Consider the following 16,213-nt stretch of genomic DNA (forward strand, 5'->3'; position numbering starts at 1 on the left):
ATCAACCCCCACCTATTCCACCTCTACCCCAACCCCCCCCTCTACCGATCGGGCGCCCCCGCGCTGGCCATCACGCTCCTGTGGTCCCCCCCGCCCGCGGGGGACGGGGACGGGCACCAGGACCACGGCGTCTCCGCTGCCGGTCAGGCGAACGGCCGACCGGCCTCGGCGTAGGCAGCGGCGGAGCGGTAGAGGTTGGTGGCCATCAACCCCGGTTCGCCCTCGGCGCGCAGCGCGTAGATCCGGGCCACCTCGGCGGCGACACCGGGGTCGGACGGGGCCGCCTCCAGCGCGAAGTCGGCGAGGTGGCAGGCCAGCCGCACATCGGTGTCCGCGAGGGCGGCCGCCCGCTGCACGAGCGCCTGAGCGCCCCCGGCGAGGTCGGCGATCTGCTCCGCGACGTCCTGGCGCGGCGCCGGTTTCAGCTCGCTGGGACGACCGCTCCACCAGCCCCCGTAGTGGCGGATGACGTTGCGGACGATGAACTCCGCCTCGTCGTAGACCGGCTGCAGCCACGGCGAGTCCGACTGCGGCAGCTCGACCCGGCGGACCACGTCGACGTGGGGTGGCGAGCCGTCCTCCAGCACCGCCAGCGTGCGGTCCACGATCTGCTCCAGCAGGTCGGCGGTCTCGTGCAGGACCCGGCGCACCAGCGGGGCGTCGTCGACGATCGGACCCCCGTGTCCCGGGCACAGCGTGCGGGCACCGGTGGCCGCCATGGCCCGCAACCCCTTCGCCCAGTCCCACGGGAACCGCTGGGCCTTCTGCGGGTTCCCCGCGTTCGGGACGCCCCAGATGATCAGGTCGCCCGTGCAGAGCACCCCGCGTTCGGGGACGAAAACCCAGGTGTGGTCGTCGGTCTCACCCCGGCACGCGTGCAGTTCGAAGTGCACGCCACCGACCGACAGCTCCAGCGCGTCCTGGTAGTGGACGTTCGGCGGGTGCTCGGGGACGCCGAACCGCAGCTCGAGCCCCTCGAAGTTCGGGTCATCCGGCCGTCCGCCGAACTGGCGGCTGTTGATGACCGCGTTGTGCTCGGGGGTGCGCTGGTACCGGGCGAAGCGCTCGGCCATCGCAGCCTGCCCGATGATGCGCGGCACCGGCTGGTCCTCGTGCAGGAAGGCGCTCAACCCGAAGGCGTGGTCGATGTGGCCGTGGGTGTAGATGGCCGTGTGCACCGGCAGGTCCGTGCGTTCGCGGACCAACCGGGCCAGGTCCGGGGAGAACAGCTTCGTCCCGGAGTCGACCAGGACCAGCCCCTCGTCGGTGGCGAACGCGGTGACCCCCGACCCGAGGGAGGTGAACCAGCTGTCGGAGGCCACCTCGACCGGACCGCCGGTCCAGAAGAACTTGGCCTCGCTCGGGTCGCGGTCCCCCGGGTCCCGCCACTTCTCCGTCGGGTTCTCGTGCTCGTGGGTGTCGGTCAACGGTGCACTCCTTCGTCCATCGCGGTGTTGGCAGGGATCAGCTGGTGGTGGCGTCGCGGGGGTAGGTGCGCATCAGGAGGGTGAGCAGCAGGCCGCCGACCAGGGTGGCCAGCACGACCATGTGCAGGAGCGCCTGCTGGAGGCCGACCGCGTCGGCGAGGTATCCGACGACGAGGGTGGCCGCGCTCCACCCCAGCGCCTCGGCCGAGAACATCAGCGCGAACGCGGCGCCCCGCAGGTCGGGTGGCGTCACGCTCATCACGATGGGCCGGTTGATGCCGGGGGCGAAGCCCTGCAGGAGGCCGACCAGGGTGAAGAAGGCGGCGAAGACCGCGATCGAGGGCCAGGCGATCTGGGTCGCGAAGAACGCGACGACGGCGTAGAGCACGGTGGTGGACGACAGCAGGGCGGCGCGGCCGGTGCGGGGGTTGCGGGCGTGGGCCCGGTCGCCGAGCAGACCGCCGAGGAAGCTGCCCGCCAGGTACCCGAGCGCGGCGGCGGGCAGCACGAACACCGCGGTGGCGTTGCTGAAGCCGTAGGCGTCGGTCAGCAGGACCGCCCCGAACCCCTGGATGACCATCTGCCCGTTGATCAGGCGCTGCCCGAGGATGACCTGGAAGGAGCGGATGCGCAGGAGCTCGCGCAGCCGGGCCGCGTTGACCGGTCGGCGGGCGGCCGGACGGCTGCTCGGGCCGTCCGCGGCGCCCACCCCGGGATCCCGGAAGAACAGCAGGACCAGGACGCCGAACACGACCTGGAGCGCCCCCGCGGCGAAGAACCCGTAGCGCCAACCGTCGGGGATGCGGGAGAGCTGCCCGAGCAGCGGAGCCATCACGGCCACGCACAGCGCGACGATCCCGTAGAGCATCCCGGTGGCCTTGCCCCGCTCGCGGTCGGGGAAGAGGTCGGCGAGGATGCCGTTGATCAGCGGCCCGCCGCCGCAGATGCCCGCGGCGGCGATCACGGAGAGGACGACCAGCTGGACCTGGTCCTGGGCCAGGCCGATGGCGGCCGTCCACACGCCCCAGGCACCCGAGCAGAACACCAGCACGCCCTTGCGGCCGAAGCGGCTGGCCGCCGCCGTCCACAGTGGTGCGCACACCACGCCGACCAGCTTGCTCAGGCTGATGACCAGGCCCAGCGCCGACATCGGCAGGCCGAGCGCGGTGCGCATCGTCGGGAAGAGGCTGTCGACGACCCTGGTCTCGGAGTTGTCGGCGGTGATCAGGCCGCTCAGCAGGGCGAGTTGGCGCCACCGCCGGGGCTGGCCGACTCCGTCCACTTCAGACTTCTCAGTGCTCCTGCCGGGTGGTGGTTGGGCTTCGGTGGGCATCTGGCGCTCCTCGGGGAGTGGGAGAGGTGCGGCGAGTTCGCCAGCCATTCGCTGGGGCACGTGCGCCCAGCGGGGGATGGCTGGTGCATCAGGACAGGTCCGCCGAGTGCCCGCGAAGGACCTCGGTAGCGCTGCCTTCCCGCGTCATCCGCGGGTTCGCGTGACTAGCCGCTGAAGCAGCGGAGCCCACACCACTGCCTGGCCAAGCAGGCAGCGTTCCACCACGCGGCCGGGTGCTACCGCAACCGCGGTCAGCCCGTGCCCGAGGCCGCGGTACGGTCCGGCTCGGCAGCGAGGTCGGCCTCGATCGCGTGCAGCAGTTCCACGCTGATGGTGGGCGTGGTGACCGCGAGCCGGTAGGGCGAGAGGTGCGCGATCTTCGGCCGGAAGCTCTCGTGCGCCAGCAGCGGCAGGTGCGCTTCGACCACCTGGCGTCCGCGCGGATCGTCCAGCAGCTGGCCGAGCTCGCTCAGGACGCCGAGCCCGTCCGAGCGGAAGTCCGAGGGGGGCGGCAGCGGGGCCGACGACCCGGCCACCTGCTCCTGCTGCGCCCGGGCCAGCAGGTGCTCAGGCCCCACCGGCCCGGTTCGCGGCAGCCCCATCCGCTCGAACTGGCTGGCGGGGGCGTCGTTCTCCCGCATCAGCTCCACCATCAGCTCGGCCATGCGCAGTTCGAGCTCGTCGTCCACCAGGGGGTTGTGCTGCTCCGGGTCTTCTTCGAGGTCGAACAGCAGGGTCCCGAAGTGGTGCGGGTTCCCCCATCCCATGCCGGGCACGCTCAGCACCGGCACGCCCTTGGTGAAGGAGAACGGCTCCGCCAGTTCCGCGCCGCGGAGCTCGTCCGGCGAGAACCGGGCCGTCATGTGCACCGGCATCAGGGTGAACTCCGCCAGCGGCCGGTTCGACGGCGACGCGCAGGCGCGCATGTAGACGTAGCGGCCGTCGGTCACGTTGACGTGACCGCCGTGGTTGCCGAACAGACCGGCCTCCCGCACCGGGCGGTCGGCGGCAACGGTGTCGGCCAGCGGCACGCCCCGCATGTCGGGGGTCCGCTCGACACCGAAGAACTCCAGCAGCGTCGGCCCGAAGTCGACGGTCTGCACGAGGCTCGACCGGCGCTCGCCGCGGACCCCGCTGCGCGGGTCCCAGACGAACAGTGGGGTGTGGATGTTCTCGTCGTACCACGGCTGCACCGACTTGCCCCACCACCCGTGCTCGCCGAGCAGCAGGCCGTGGTCGGTGCAGACGATCAGCATGGTGTCGTCCCACAGGTCGTGGGCGTCCATCGCGTCCAGCACCCGCCCCAGCGACCCGTCGCACATCGTCAGCAGCGAGAGGTACTCGGCACGCAGGTGGGCTGCGGTCCGCTCGTCCTCGACGACGCGCCCGTAGGCGGGCCAGTCGAAGTGCTCGCCGTGGTACTCGTGCACGTAGTGGGCGCGGTGCTCGGGGTAGCTGAAGAACGGTTCGTGGGGGTCGAAGCACTCGATCTGCAGGAACCAGTGGTCGCTGCCGCGGTTGGTCTCGATGAACTCCAGCCCGGCGTCGACGGTGCGGGTCTGGGAGTGGGTCTCGGCGGTCGGCATGTGCTGCCGGTTGACCCAGTCCTGCCGCCAGTCCGGGGACCCCGCCCGGCCGAGCGTGCTGCGCGGCATCTCCGGATCGGCGACCTGCCCCTTCCACCGGTCGCCCTCCTGGCCCCGGAACAGCTCGTAGGTGTCGAACCGGTTGTGGTAGGTCGCGCCGCCGTCCTCCCAGTAGTGGTAGTGGTCGGTGGCCAGGTGGGTGTGCACGCCAGCGGCGGAGAGCATGGCGGGCACCGAGTCGTCGAACGGTTCCAGCGGACCCCACGAGCGGTGCAGGAAGTTGTACCGCCCGGTGTGCATCTCGCGCCTCGCGGGCATGCACGGCATGCTGCCGCCGTAGCAGTTGTCGAAGGTCGCCGTCCGCTGCTGGAGCCGCTCGAAGTTGGGCGCGTGGACGCCGGTTCCGCCGTAGGGCGGCAGGAATCGCCGGTTCAGCGTGTCGAACATGACCACGATGGCACGCATGGCACGCCTCCTCTCGCTCGGGTTTCACACAGGTGCACGTCCGGCGGTGCGCGTCCCACCGGAGGCGGTTGTCCTCGCTCTGGTCACGCCTGGTTCCGCAGCCGCCCGGCGAGGATGTCCTCGCGCAGCCGCTCCAGGCGCTGGATGTGCCGCTCGACGTCGTCGCTCCCCCACTCGGCCAACCGCCCGGTGACCGCGACCGCCAGCTCCACGTCGAACGAGTACCCGGCTTCGGACACGATCGTCCGCTCGTGGTCGTGGAGCTGGATGAGCTGGTCGCGGCGGGCGGCCAGCTCGGCGTCGACGATCCGGAGGAGCTGCTCCTCGGTCATGAACCCGCAGAAGCTGAGCCGCGCGGTGAACTCGGGGTCCCGGGCCCGGAACGGCGGCAGGTAGGGGCCGGTGAGCCAGTCGAGGAAGACGGTCATGCCCTCCGGGGTCACCCGGTAGGTCTTCGCGTCCTGGGCACCTTGGCGCGGCTCGACGTCGTAGGTGACCCAGCCCTGGTCGGCCATCCGGTGCAGGACCCGGTAGACCTGGCTCATCTGGGTGTTCGACCGCAGGTACCGGCCGCTGGTGTCGAAGAACTTCTTCAGGTCGTACCCGGTGGACGGGCGCATGCCCAGCACGCCGAGCAACAGGTGTTCCAACTTCATCCGCGATCTCCCTCGACGGAGGCGGACCATCCACCAGCACCCTACCAGGACCATGGCACTAGTGGAATGGGTCGCTTTCTCCCGGTCCCCCGCCGCGCGTCTCGCGATCCACTATGGACACCACGACGGCACAACGGTTTCCGGCGCTCCTGCTCCTCAGCTGTCGGCGCTCGGCGCGAGGACGCAGCGGGTGCCGGTGAAGGTGGTGACCATGCACTTGTTGTTGTGGTTGCACAGCGATCGGGTGCCGGGGTCGGCCGCGACCCGGTTGATCAGGTCGGGTTCGCGCAGCAGCGCGCGGCCCATCGCGACGAACTGGAAGCCCTCCCGCATCGCCGCGTCCATCGTGGGGCGGTTGGTGATCCCGCCGAGCAGCACCATCGGCAGGTCCACCGCCGCCCGGACCTGCCGCGCGTCGTCGAGCAGGTAGCCGTCCTGGTAGGGGTACTCGCGGATGAAGCGGTTGCCGACGAGCTTCACCCCGGTGTGCAGCGGTTCCGGCATCACCGCCGCGAACTCCCGCACCGGCGCGTCCCCCTTGAACAGGTACATCGGGTTGAGCAGCGAACTCCCGACGGTCATCTCCAGGGCGTCCACGGTGCCGTCGCGCTCCAGCCACCGCGCGACGGTCACCGCCTCGTCCAACCAGAACCCGCCGGGCACGCCGTCGTCCATGTTGAGCTTGGCCAGCACGGCGATCCGGTCGCCGACCGCCTCCCGAACCGCGCGCATGATCCGCAGCGCCAGCCGGGCCCGGTTGGCCAGGCTGCCGCCGTAGGAGTCGCGGCGCTTGTTCAGCTTCGGGCTCAGGAACGAGCTCGCCAGGTAGTTGTGTCCCAGGTGGACTTCGACCGCGTCGAACCCCACCTCCGCGGCCATCCGGGCCGCGTCGCCGTGGGCCCGCACGACGCGGTCGAGGTCCGCGGTCGTGGCCGCCTTGACCGTGCGCAGGGACACCAGGCTGCGGGACCTGCTCGGCCCGAGCGCGGGCAGACCCGTCTTGACCGAGTTCGCGACCGGCCCGGAGTGGCCGATCTGCGCGGAGACCGCCGCCCCCTGGTCGTGCACGGCCTCGGTGAGGCGGCGCAGGCCCGCCGCCGCTTCGGGCCGCCACACGATCTGCTCACCGTCGGTGCGACCGTCCGGGGTGACCGCGCAGTAGGCCACGGTCGTCATCCCGACACCGCCCGCGGCGTGCCGGACGTGGAAGTCGACCAGTGCGTCGGTGACCAGGCCGCCGCGGGCCATGTTCTCGTACGTCGCCGCCTTGATGGTCCGGTTGCGCAACCGGACCGGCCCGAGGGTCGCGGGAGCGAGCACATCGGGAGCGGAATCCTCGGGCATGTCGGCCTCCTGTCAGGTGCCGGGCGCGCGGGGTGCGCCGCGGCGAACACCGGGGTACGGCTGTCACCGCCTCCGGGCGTGGGAGCGCATTCGGCGGATGTACCGCGCGAGCCCGCGCAGCGGGACGGGGCGCGGCCAGGCGTCGGGTCGGAAGTAGGCGTCGGAACCACCGTCCACGAAGACGACGCTGCCCACCATGAAGTCGGCGGCGTCGGAGAGCATGAACACCACCCAGTCGCCGAGCTGCGAGGCGTCCCCGAAGCCACCGATCGGTACCGGGAAGGACTTGACCGCCCTGGCCTGGTTCGGGTCGGCCAGCTGGGATTCGAGCAGCGGTGTCAGGATCGCGCCGGGGGCGATGGCGTTGAGCCGGATCCCGGCACCGGCCCACTCCGGCCGCACCGCGTGCTCGCGCACCCAGTGGCTGATCGCGATCTTCGACCCGGCGTAGAGCATCGCGGGCGCCGCCCTGCCGAACAGGCGCACACCGCGCACCGCCTTCTGCGCGTCCCCCGCCAGCATCGCCCGGACCACGCGGCGCGGCACCAGCGGGGTGGTGCTGGTCGAGTTGCTGGAGAACACCACGACCTTGGCCCGGTCCGCCGCAGCCAGCGCAGGTCGCCACGCCCGCAGCAGTTCGACCGCGCCGAAGTAGTTGACCTGGGCGATGGTGGCCTCCTTGCCCGGCAGCGGCCCCAGACCCGCTGCCAGGACGGCGCCGTCGAGCCGCCCGCCAGCCGCGTCCAGCACACCGTCGGCGGCAGCTCCGCGGCCCTGCGGGGTCGACAGGTCGGCGACCACGTCGGACTCCGCTAGGTCCACCCCGATGACGGTGTGCCCGGCGGCGCGGAGCTTGTCCGCGGTCGTCCGCCCCATGCCCGACGCGGCTCCAGTAACGGCGTAGGTGCCCATCCTCGTCTCCTCCAGCCTCCAGCACTGCGCGGGCGCGACCTCAGGTCGCAGCCCACCGGACATCCCCGCGCGCGGTCAACCGCCCACCTGGACGACAGCCGAGACCCGCAGGGCGGTCACGCTGCACCCAGCCTCGATCCGGTTGGGGCCCGGGATGGTGGTCCAGGCGCCCCGGTCTCCTCCCAGTCCTGGAAGGCCCGCTCCGGCACGGTGATCTCCACGGTGGACTCCCTCGTGAGCACTGATCGGTGCGGTCGGGCCCGGTCGCCTCAGCGGCTCCCGGGGCCGGGCAGCGCCACGTGGGGGATGCGCGCGTCCCGGTCCGGGGGGATGACGTCGGCGGTCTCCACCAGCCACCGAAGTCGGCGCGGGAGCGGATCGCGTCGGGCATGTTGTGCGGGACCGGGGACGTGCCCGCCCCCATGAGCGAGTAGTGCAGGTCGAGTGCGCTGCGCGGGCCGTAGAACTCGGCGTGCGCGGCGATCGTCTCCTCGTCGGGCCAGGCCTGCACCGGGCCGGACGCGGCCATCCGCTCGGTCCACTCGGCGGGCTGGGTGTAGTTGGTGTGCGGGTCCCAGTAGGTCAGGTGCAGGTACCAGTCGTCCTCGTCGGCGTGGCGCCGCAGCCAGTCGATCGCCGCCCGGGTGACGTCCGGCGCCTCCTCGTCACCGAAGCGGTCGGTAGCCCGGATCGACTCGCGGAAGTTGCCGTGGAAGAAGTAGGCGAGGTGGCGCTCGGCGAACACCGAGATCGCCGCGGTGTAGTAGCCACCCCAGCCGAGCCGCTGGCCGAGCAGCGGGCGGTCGGGTTCGGGCCCGTGGCCCGCGTCGAGCCGGAACTGGGCGGCCGGGCCGAAGTGCCCGATGACGCCGTTGCTGATGCCGAACTGGCCGCTGGTCAGGGCCGTTCGGGAGGGCAGGCAGGGCGAGTCGGAGCAGTAGTAGCGGTCGAACGTGACGGACTTGTCCGCCAGCCGCTGCAGGTTGGGCGTGGTGGGCCGGTGGTAGCCGTAGGGGGTGGTGTGGTCGGCGCGGAGGGTGTCCACGTCGATGTAGATGATGCGCATGCGGAGAACTCCAGGGCTCGGTGCTGGTGCGCCCGGGGTGCACGTCAGCGCGGTCACCCCTGGCGGGGGCCCGTGGGTTGGCGCAGGTCAGTCGGTGGGTTCGGTGGGGATGCGGCCGAGCTTGGCCTCGAGGCGGGCCTTCGTCGTCTGGAGCCAGGCGACGTAGGAGGCGATGAAGGCGTACCCGTGCTCGAAGGCCATGGTGTGGACCTCGCGGGCCCAGGTGGGGTCCAGTTCGGGGATCTGCGTTTCGTAGGAGTGGACGAGTGGCAGGTGGGCCGGGTTCAGGTCGTGCTCGAGCCGGTGCTCCAGCTCGGTGGTCACCAGGTCGAGGGCGATCTCGGGGTCGAGCTGCCCGGCGAAGACGAAGCGGAGGGTGAACTCCGGGTCCTTGGGGCGTGACGAGGGTTCGAAGGGCGATCGGGCCCACTCCAGCAGCGCCGCGCGCCCGTCCTCGGTCAGCCGGTACACCTTCGCGTCGGGCCGCCCCTCGCGCGGGTCGACCTCGAAGTTGACCCAGTCGCGCTCCACCAACTTGCCGAGGCGGCGGTAGATCTGCGGCAGTTGCACCCCGTAGCCGATGTAGCGGCCGGAGCCCTCCATCCACCGGCGCAGGTCGTAGCCGGAGACCGGCCGCAGGGCCAGCGCCCCGAGGATCACGTAGTCGAGCTGCATCCGCGTCACCTATGTTCCCGAGAACCTATTCCGATGTTCACCCCGGAGCCGGGTCGTGTCAAGGTCGTCATGCCGGGGCGGCGCAGCGGAAGCCCGTGTGCCCGCTGGTGCTGTCCGGACTGCTGGCCGTGCGCGCCGCGACGCGGTAGCGGTTGCAGTACGAGTGGTGGCACATGTGCGAGCCCCCGCGGATCACCTTGTCGGCGCCGTCGGCCGGGCCGGTCGGGTTGACCAGCGGTCGAGTCCGGTCGTGCTCGGTGCCCCACCAGTCGGCGCACCACTCCCACACGTTGCCCGACATGTTGTGCAGGCCGAACCCGTTGGGCGGGAAGGCATCGACGGGGGCGGTCCCCCGGAAACCGTCCTCCGCCGTGTTCTTCACCGGGAAGACACCGCGGAAGATGTTGCAGCGGTACTCGCCGTCGGGGTCCAGCACGTCACCCCACGGGTAGCGCCGCTGCTCCAGGCCACCGCGGGCCGCGTACTCCCACTCGGCTTCGGTGGGCAGCCGCTTGCCCGCCCACGCCGCGTACGCCGCCGCGTCGCGCCAGGACACGTGCACCACCGGGTGGTCGCCCCGGCCCTCGACCGTGCTCCCAGGGCCCTCCGGGCAGTTCCAGGTGGCGCCCTCGACACCGCACCACCACGGGGTGCGCTCCGGGCGCGGGGCGCCGCGCCGCAGGTGCCCGGGCAGGAACGCGGCGAACACGTACGACCAGCCGAAGCGCTCGGCGTCGGTGCGGTGCCCGGTGTCGGCGACGAAGTCCGCGAACTGGTCGTTGCTGACCGCGCAGGCGTCGATGCGGAACGGGTCGAGCCGCACCTCCCGCACCAGCCCCTCCCCGTCGTCCGGGAAGCCCTCGGCGTCCTCGGCTCCCATGAGGAACGCGCCACCGGGCAGCAGGACCATGCCGTCCACATCGGCGACGCGCCCGGGTTCCGGGGGCGCGAGGCTTCCGCTGTGGACACCGGCCGCCGGGGGCGTGCAGCAGTGCGAAGGGGAGCGGGGGTCGCTCATGGTGGCTCCTCCCGGGCGAAGGTCGGTCGTGGCTATGTTCCAAAGTACATAACTGCCCGCGCTCGGCACACGGGTGCGCACCCACTGCGACCGCAGTCGGGGACGTTGTGCCCTTCTGCTCGGTGCGCGGCACCTCCGAGCATCCCGGCGGGGACGTCGTGGACGACGCCGCAGCTGTCCTCGCGAAGCCGAGACCGCTGGCACCGCCAGCCCGGGGTACGCGGACCCCGATGAGGCGACGCGAATTGGCGATCAGCACTGCGCTGGGAGAGCCTTTGGCGGACGGCGAGCTGCTGGAGGATTTGATGTTCTACCACACCAAGCGACTTCAGTTCGAAGCCAAGCCGGAGCGCCCCGACCCGGTTTACGCGCACAAGCTCCAGGAGTTGATCGGGGGCGCTTGGGGTGAGATGACCGTGACCATGCAGTACTTGTTCCAGGGCTGGAACTGCCGCATCGAGGGCAAGTACAAGGACATGATCATGGACATCGCGACCGAGGAGATCGGGCACGTGGAGATGCTCGCGACCATGGTCGCCCGCCTCCTCGAGGGAGCGCCGTCGGAGATGACCGCGCGGGCCGCGGAGAACGACCCGGTGCTCGGGGCGGTCATCGGTGGGATGGACCCGCAGCAGGCCATCGTCGGCGGCGGCGGGCCGCTCCCGGCGGACGCCAACGGCTACCCGTGGAACGGCCGCTACATCGTCGCCAGCGGCAACCTGCTCGCGGACTTCCGGGCCAACGTCACCGCCGAGTCGCAGGGACGGCTGCAGACCGCGCGGCTGTACCACATGACCGACGACCCGGGCGTCAAGGACATGCTGAAGTTCAACCTGGCCCGCGACACCATGCACCAGAACCAGTGGCTGGCAGCCATCGAGCAGCTCAAGGAGGACGGTATGGAGGACACCATCGCGCCCAACGCCCTCCTCGACGAGGAGTACCGCGAGCACGCCTCGACGCTGTGGCACCTCTCCGACGGCGAGACCTCCCAGGAAGGCCGGTGGGCGCGCGGCACCACGCCCGACGGGCAGCACGAGTTCAGCTTCCTCGAACGCCCCGAACCGCTCGGCGGTCCGGCCAGCGCCCCGACCCCTCCCGAGCACCTCTACGCCACCACGTGGAACGAGGAGACGATGCTGCAGAAGGCGAAGCGCACCGTCACCGGGCAGTGAGCCGCTAACCCGGTGTCCTGCCGCCGGAGTCCTCCCGCTGGAAGAACGCGAACATCCACAGCAGCGAGGGCAGCAGCACGGCCGCGCCGACGAGCGTCGTCCCCAGCACCGCGTGCAGCACGCTCGGCTGCGCGGCGGTGGCCTCGATGGTCGTGTTCGGGAGCAGGACCAACGGGTACTGGGCGACGGCCCACCCCCAGGGCAGCGCCGCGACCGCCACCGCGGCCGAAAGCCTGGCCGGGATGTAGTTGCGGCGCAGCAGCAGCACGGCGGAAGCCAGGCCGGCGGCTGCCGAGAGCGCGACCAGCGGGAGCCCTGGCCCGATCAGACCGCGGTACAGGACTGGCGCGTCGAGCAGCAGGACCGCGATCCCGGCCAGCGCGATCGCACCGGTGACCACGCCGGTCGCGATGGCCCGGACCCGGAACTGCTCGGCCAGCGGCCCAGCGCCCTCCCGCCGCGCGTCCGCGCACAAGTACACGGCTGCCAGGTAGGCGGTCGTGCCGACGGCCAGCGCCCCCGCCAGGACCGAGGTGGGGTTGAGCCAACTGGTGACCAGGTCACCCGCTGCGATGCCCAGGGGGACGCGCCCGGAGGCGATGCCACCGGCGACGGTGCCCAGGAAGAACGGGGTGAGCACCGAGGAGAGCGCGAAGCAGGCGCCGTACGCTCGCCGGTGCCCGAGCTCGGTCGAGGCCTTGCGGAAGGCGAACGCGGCACCGCGGGCGATGATGCCGAGCGCGACGAGCGTCAGCGGGATGTACATCGTTGACGCCACGGAGGCGAACACGCCGGGGAACCCGGCCCAGCAGAGCACGATCACGAAGATCAACCAGACGTGGTTGGCCTCCCACACCGGCCCGATCGAGTGCTCGATGAGCGCGCGCTGCTCCGCGCCACGTCGGCTGCCACCGGCCAGCAGGTCCCAGGTACCCGCTCCGAAGTCCGCCCCCGCGAGCAGCACGTAAGCGGTCACGCCGACCCACATGACGCCGATGGTCCAGTCCGCTGCGGTCATGGCTCCTCCTGCTCCTGCCCTGGAGCTTCCTGCGGGGCGAGCGGGGCGCGGGTCAGCCTCCGGAGCACGGCGACGGTCGTCACGGTGAGCAGGACGTACACCAGCCCGACCACGAGCAGCCCCACCACCAGGCCGGGCACCGGGGTGACCGCGTCGGCCGTGCGCTGCACACCCCACACGATCCAGGGCTGCCGCCCGACCTCGGTCGTGATCCACCCGGCTTCCAGCGCGATGGCCGCCGCCGCACCGGCCGCCGCCGCGCCCCGCAGGAACCAGCGGGAGGTGGGCAGGTCGCGCCGACGCCACCACGCCAGGGCCAACCAGAGGCCCAACAGCAGCAGCAGGACCCCGATGACCACCATCACCTGGAACGACCAGTGCACCACGTTCACCGGTGGCCGGTCCTGGGGCGCGAACCGGTCCAGGCCGATGATCAACGCCTGCGGGTCCCAGTGCGCCAGCAGCGACAACCCGTACGGGATCTCCAGCGCGTAGCGCATCTCGTCGTCCCGGTAGACACCTCCGATGTGCAGCGGCACCGCGTGCGAGGTGGTGAACACGCCTTCGATCGCGGCCAGCTTCGCGGGCTGGTTGGTGGCCAGGAACTTCGCCGCCCAGTCCCCCACGCCGATCTGCACCGGGGTCAGCGCGGCCGCCGCGGTGAACGGCACCAGGAAGCCGAGCCGGTGGTACCGGTCCCGGCGACCGCGCAGCATCGCCACCGCGTACACCGCCGCCATGCCGAAACCGGCCACCATGAACGCCGCGAGGATCATGTGCACTGTCTGCGGCGGCGTAGCGGGGTTGAACATCGCCACCCAGGGCCGGACCCCCACCACCCGCCCGGTGTCGAGGTCGAAGCCGCGCGGCTGGTTCATCCACGCGTTGGCCGCGACGACGAAGAACGCCGACGCGACCCCGGCCAGGCAGACCGGGATGCCGGTGAGCACGTGCACCCGCGGTGGCAGCCGGTTCCAGCCGTAGAGGTAGATGCCGAGGAAGATCGCCTCGATGAAGAAGGCGAAGCCCTCCAGGGCGAACGGCAGCCCGATGACCTGGCCGTAGGTGTCCATCAACCCCGGCCAGAGCACCCCCATCTCGAAGCTGAGGATGGTGCCCGACACCGCGCCCACGGCGAACAGCACGCCCATGGCCTGCGCCCACCGGTGCGCCAGCGCCAGGTAGGTGCGGTCACCTCGCCGGATCGCGCGCCACTCGGCGAACACGGTGATCGCGGGCATCCCCACGCCGAAGCAGGCGATCACGATGTGCCAACCCAGCGACAACGCCATCTGCAGCCGTGCCGCCACCAGGTCCGACGGGGTGGCCGCCTCGGCGAGCACCAGGTCGGGTAGTCCGCCCACCTGCAACACCCCCCACCGCGAAGCACGTCAAGCAGGGGGTTCCCGCTCCCTGCTCCCGGCACACGGCGTCCTCGGGCCGCCGTGGGGGCCCAGGGCTCAGCGGGGCTTGTCGGTTCCCGAGCCCCACCCGGCCACACGTCGCTCCACCTCGGCGACCAGGTCTTCGAAGGCTGCGGTGACGCGCTGCTCGTCGCCGCTGATGAGCAGGTCCGCGAACAACCCTCGCAGGCCCGCGAGCAGTGACGTCGCCACCGGCTGCGCCTGCGGCTCCGGGCAGCCGTAGCGGACCAGGCCCTCAGCCAGCAGGTCCGTGCGCTGCCGCATCGAGGCCGCGACCGCCTTGGCCAGCGCCGGGTCCCCGTACATGGCGTGGCCGGTGATCGCGACGAACAGCCGCACGTGGCGCCGCCCGCGCTCGCTGGTGGCCCGCCGCCAGAGGCTGCGCAGCGGGTCGGGGTCGTCGCGCGGCAGGTCCGGGACCGACAGCGTGTCGGCCAGCACGCGCTCGACGATCTCGGCGACGAGCCGGTCCCGGGAGCCGAAGTGGTGCACGAGCGTCGCGTGGCTGACGCCGACCGACTGGGCGACCTTGCGCAGCGACAGGCCATCGATGCCCTGCTCCAGGGCGTGTTCCGTCGCGGCGGCGAGCACCTCGCCGCGCCGGTGCTGGAACCGCAGCTTCCGGCCGTCGACCCGTTCGTCCATGCCGCCAGCCTAGTCACCGCGGGAAATTGATTGACCACTTGGTAGAGATACTTTAGGGTCGATCACGTTCCGGAACCCCGCTCCCGGGCAGGACATGTCCCGAAGGCCCACGAGGCCCGGGGAGCTCAGCGAGGACTCATCCGGCGCGCCCGGGTTCCCGGGCGCCTCCCGCGAAGGGCGAAGCATGGAATTGACGCGTTCCACCGTCCCCGTCCCCCGACTCCGCCGAACACTGGTCGCCTTGGCCGGCGTGCTCGGCCTGCTCACCGGCGGCACCGCGTTGGCGCAGGCCGCCGAAACCACCGACTGGCACGGCCCGGACCCGACCGAGGAGAGCATCACCGCGCCGCGCGGCCCGTTCGACATCGACGAGGAGACCGTTTCCCGCCTGCGGGTAACCGGTTTCGGCGGCGGCACGATCTACTACCCCACCGACACCACCGACGGGCTGTTCTCGGCGGTGTCCATCTCCCCCGGCTACACCGGCACCCAGAGCTCGATCGCGTGGCTCGGCCCGAGGCTGGCCTCGCAGGGCTTCGTGGTGTTCACCATCGACACCCTGACCACCGTCGACCAACCCGACTCCCGCGCCCGCCAGCTGCAGGCCTCGCTGGACTACCTCGTCGAGGAGAGCAGTGTGAAGGACCGCATCGACCCGGCGCGGTTGGGTGTGGTGGGCCATTCGATGGGTGGCGGTGGCTCGCTCAAGGCCGCGCTGGACAACCCGGCGCTGAAGGCCGTCATCCCGATGACTCCGTGGCACACCACCAAGGACTTCTCCGGCGTGGGAGCCCCGACCCTGGTCATCGGCGCGGAGCGCGACACCATCGCACCGGTGGCCCGGCACGCCAAGCCGTTCTACGAGAGCCTGCCCGATGACCCGGGCAAGGCGTACCTGGAACTGGCCGGGGCGAGCCACTTCGCGCCCAACTTCAGCAACACGACGATCGCCAGGTCCAGCATCGCCTGGCTCAAGCGGTTCCTGGACGACGACACCCGCTACGACCAGTTCCTGTGCCCGCACCCGCAGGACCCGGAGATCTCGGACTACCAGTCCACCTGCCCGTACTGAGCCACCACCGGCACCGGTCCTGACGTGGCCGGTGCCGGGGTCGGTGACCCGAACCCACCGTCATGCGAGCGACACCCCGGCCTGCGCTGCTCAGGCCGGGGTTTCGGGCTCCTCCGCGGGACGTTGCCACCGCTGGACACCTGCTTCCTGCGCGTAGGAGAGGTGCCCACCGAGCGCGCCTCCGACCGCGATGGTGAGCGTTCCCAGCGTCGTGCACACCAGCGCGGCGCGGGCACCCGGCGGGTAGCGCAGCGAAGCGCCGAAGAAGGCGGCCGACACCACGTTGGCCATGGCGTGCAGGGCACCTACCCGCCGTTGCGGGGTGTCGAGGTGCGCGAAGTCCACCAGCCCCGCGGCGACGGCCGGTGGCACGGCGAGCAGCCCGAGCGCGGTCAGC

Annotated in this window: 14 protein-coding genes and 1 pseudogene; 2 read left to right on the top strand and 13 right to left on the bottom strand. The window is 71.5% G+C overall.

Going from position 1 to position 16,213, the window contains the following annotated elements; genetic code table 11:
* Nucleotides 1–143: 143 nt before the first annotated feature.
* The 9 genes from ABT324_RS32260 to ABT324_RS32300 form a co-directional block, all read right to left on the bottom strand.
* Nucleotides 144–1,427, bottom strand: a complete 1,284-nt coding sequence (locus tag ABT324_RS32260) for an alkyl sulfatase dimerization domain-containing protein (RefSeq protein WP_351185297.1) — start codon at nucleotides 1,425–1,427, stop codon at nucleotides 144–146.
* A 37-nt stretch (nucleotides 1,428–1,464) separates the two neighbouring features.
* Complete coding sequence (locus ABT324_RS32265; protein ID WP_351185300.1) at nucleotides 1,465–2,760, bottom strand: MFS transporter; 1,296 nt, start codon at nucleotides 2,758–2,760, stop codon at nucleotides 1,465–1,467.
* A 251-nt stretch (nucleotides 2,761–3,011) separates the two neighbouring features.
* On the bottom strand, nucleotides 3,012–4,811 hold the full coding sequence (locus tag ABT324_RS32270; protein WP_351185303.1) for a sulfatase: 1,800 nt from the start codon (nucleotides 4,809–4,811) through the stop codon (nucleotides 3,012–3,014).
* A gap of 83 nt (nucleotides 4,812–4,894) precedes the next feature.
* Entirely contained in the window at nucleotides 4,895–5,467 is a 573-nt protein-coding gene (locus ABT324_RS32275; protein WP_351185306.1) for a PadR family transcriptional regulator, read from the bottom strand.
* Between the two features lie 156 nt (nucleotides 5,468–5,623).
* Nucleotides 5,624–6,811 carry an NADH:flavin oxidoreductase gene (locus ABT324_RS32280; RefSeq protein WP_351185309.1) on the bottom strand — a complete coding sequence of 396 codons (1,188 nt, stop codon included), beginning with the start codon at nucleotides 6,809–6,811 and terminating at the stop codon, nucleotides 5,624–5,626.
* Between the two features lie 63 nt (nucleotides 6,812–6,874).
* A complete protein-coding gene (locus tag ABT324_RS32285) occupies nucleotides 6,875–7,723 on the bottom strand; it encodes an SDR family oxidoreductase (protein WP_351185312.1) in 849 nt (282 codons plus the stop codon).
* Between the two features lie 40 nt (nucleotides 7,724–7,763).
* The gene (locus ABT324_RS32290) at nucleotides 7,764–8,789 is read right to left on the bottom strand and encodes a sulfatase-like hydrolase/transferase (RefSeq protein WP_351185314.1); all 1,026 of its coding nucleotides are present in this window, start codon (nucleotides 8,787–8,789) and stop codon (nucleotides 7,764–7,766) included.
* An 87-nt stretch (nucleotides 8,790–8,876) separates the two neighbouring features.
* Nucleotides 8,877–9,464, bottom strand: a complete 588-nt coding sequence (locus tag ABT324_RS32295) for a PadR family transcriptional regulator (protein ID WP_351185317.1) — start codon at nucleotides 9,462–9,464, stop codon at nucleotides 8,877–8,879.
* Between the two features lie 67 nt (nucleotides 9,465–9,531).
* Nucleotides 9,532–10,482 carry a formylglycine-generating enzyme family protein gene (locus ABT324_RS32300; protein WP_351185320.1) on the bottom strand — a complete coding sequence of 317 codons (951 nt, stop codon included), beginning with the start codon at nucleotides 10,480–10,482 and terminating at the stop codon, nucleotides 9,532–9,534.
* Nucleotides 10,483–10,787: 305 nt separating this feature from the next.
* On the opposite strand from ABT324_RS32300, the gene ABT324_RS32305 reads away from it, so the two are divergent.
* The gene (locus ABT324_RS32305; RefSeq protein WP_351185335.1) at nucleotides 10,788–11,657 is read left to right on the top strand and encodes a manganese catalase; all 870 of its coding nucleotides are present in this window, start codon (nucleotides 10,788–10,790) and stop codon (nucleotides 11,655–11,657) included.
* A gap of 4 nt (nucleotides 11,658–11,661) precedes the next feature.
* Here the strand turns inward: ABT324_RS32305 and ABT324_RS32310 are convergent, their stop codons facing one another.
* The 3 genes from ABT324_RS32310 to ABT324_RS32320 all read right to left on the bottom strand — a co-directional run bounded on the left by ABT324_RS32310 (nucleotide 11,662) and on the right by ABT324_RS32320 (nucleotide 14,744).
* Entirely contained in the window at nucleotides 11,662–12,675 is a 1,014-nt protein-coding gene (locus tag ABT324_RS32310; protein ID WP_351185323.1) for a cytochrome d ubiquinol oxidase subunit II, read from the bottom strand.
* Nucleotides 12,672–14,039, bottom strand: coding sequence for a cytochrome ubiquinol oxidase subunit I (locus ABT324_RS32315; RefSeq protein WP_351185326.1), 1,368 nt, complete (start codon nucleotides 14,037–14,039; stop codon nucleotides 12,672–12,674). The genes ABT324_RS32310 and ABT324_RS32315 overlap by 4 nt, the downstream gene beginning before the upstream one ends.
* 96 nt (nucleotides 14,040–14,135) lie before the next feature.
* Nucleotides 14,136–14,744, bottom strand: coding sequence for a TetR/AcrR family transcriptional regulator (locus tag ABT324_RS32320; protein ID WP_351185329.1), 609 nt, complete (start codon nucleotides 14,742–14,744; stop codon nucleotides 14,136–14,138).
* 184 nt (nucleotides 14,745–14,928) lie between these two features.
* Here ABT324_RS32320 and ABT324_RS32325 point away from each other — a divergent pair, with 184 nt between their 5' ends.
* Nucleotides 14,929–15,816, top strand: a complete 888-nt coding sequence (locus ABT324_RS32325) for an alpha/beta hydrolase family protein (protein ID WP_351185332.1) — start codon at nucleotides 14,929–14,931, stop codon at nucleotides 15,814–15,816.
* Nucleotides 15,817–15,906: 90 nt separating this feature from the next.
* On the opposite strand, the pseudogene ABT324_RS32330 reads toward ABT324_RS32325, so the two are convergent.
* Nucleotides 15,907–16,213 (bottom strand): annotated as a pseudogene (locus tag ABT324_RS32330) (DUF2231 domain-containing protein); the annotation flags it as partial.

The organism is Saccharopolyspora sp. NPDC000359 (genome assembly GCF_040300525.1).
Classification (GTDB): domain Bacteria; phylum Actinomycetota; class Actinomycetes; order Mycobacteriales; family Pseudonocardiaceae; genus Saccharopolyspora.

Bases quoted from the DNA above. Each gene is read 5' to 3' on its own strand.
- ABT324_RS32265 (WP_351185300.1), bottom strand. From the start codon at position 2,760: ATGCCCACCGAAGCCCAACCACCACCCGGCAGGAGCACTGAGAAGTCT.
- ABT324_RS32270 (WP_351185303.1), bottom strand. From the start codon at position 4,811: ATGCGTGCCATCGTGGTCATGTTCGACACGCTGAACCGGCGATTCCTG.
- ABT324_RS32275 (WP_351185306.1), bottom strand. From the start codon at position 5,467: ATGAAGTTGGAACACCTGTTGCTCGGCGTGCTGGGCATGCGCCCGTCC.
- ABT324_RS32280 (WP_351185309.1), bottom strand. From the start codon at position 6,811: ATGCCCGAGGATTCCGCTCCCGATGTGCTCGCTCCCGCGACCCTCGGG.
- ABT324_RS32285 (WP_351185312.1), bottom strand. From the start codon at position 7,723: ATGGGCACCTACGCCGTTACTGGAGCCGCGTCGGGCATGGGGCGGACG.
- ABT324_RS32290 (WP_351185314.1), bottom strand. From the start codon at position 8,789: ATGCGCATCATCTACATCGACGTGGACACCCTCCGCGCCGACCACACC.
- ABT324_RS32295 (WP_351185317.1), bottom strand. From the start codon at position 9,464: ATGCAGCTCGACTACGTGATCCTCGGGGCGCTGGCCCTGCGGCCGGTC.
- ABT324_RS32300 (WP_351185320.1), bottom strand. From the start codon at position 10,482: ATGAGCGACCCCCGCTCCCCTTCGCACTGCTGCACGCCCCCGGCGGCC.
- ABT324_RS32305 (WP_351185335.1), top strand. From the start codon at position 10,788: ATGTTCTACCACACCAAGCGACTTCAGTTCGAAGCCAAGCCGGAGCGC.
- ABT324_RS32310 (WP_351185323.1), bottom strand. From the start codon at position 12,675: ATGACCGCAGCGGACTGGACCATCGGCGTCATGTGGGTCGGCGTGACC.
- ABT324_RS32320 (WP_351185329.1), bottom strand. From the start codon at position 14,744: ATGGACGAACGGGTCGACGGCCGGAAGCTGCGGTTCCAGCACCGGCGC.
- ABT324_RS32325 (WP_351185332.1), top strand. From the start codon at position 14,929: ATGGAATTGACGCGTTCCACCGTCCCCGTCCCCCGACTCCGCCGAACA.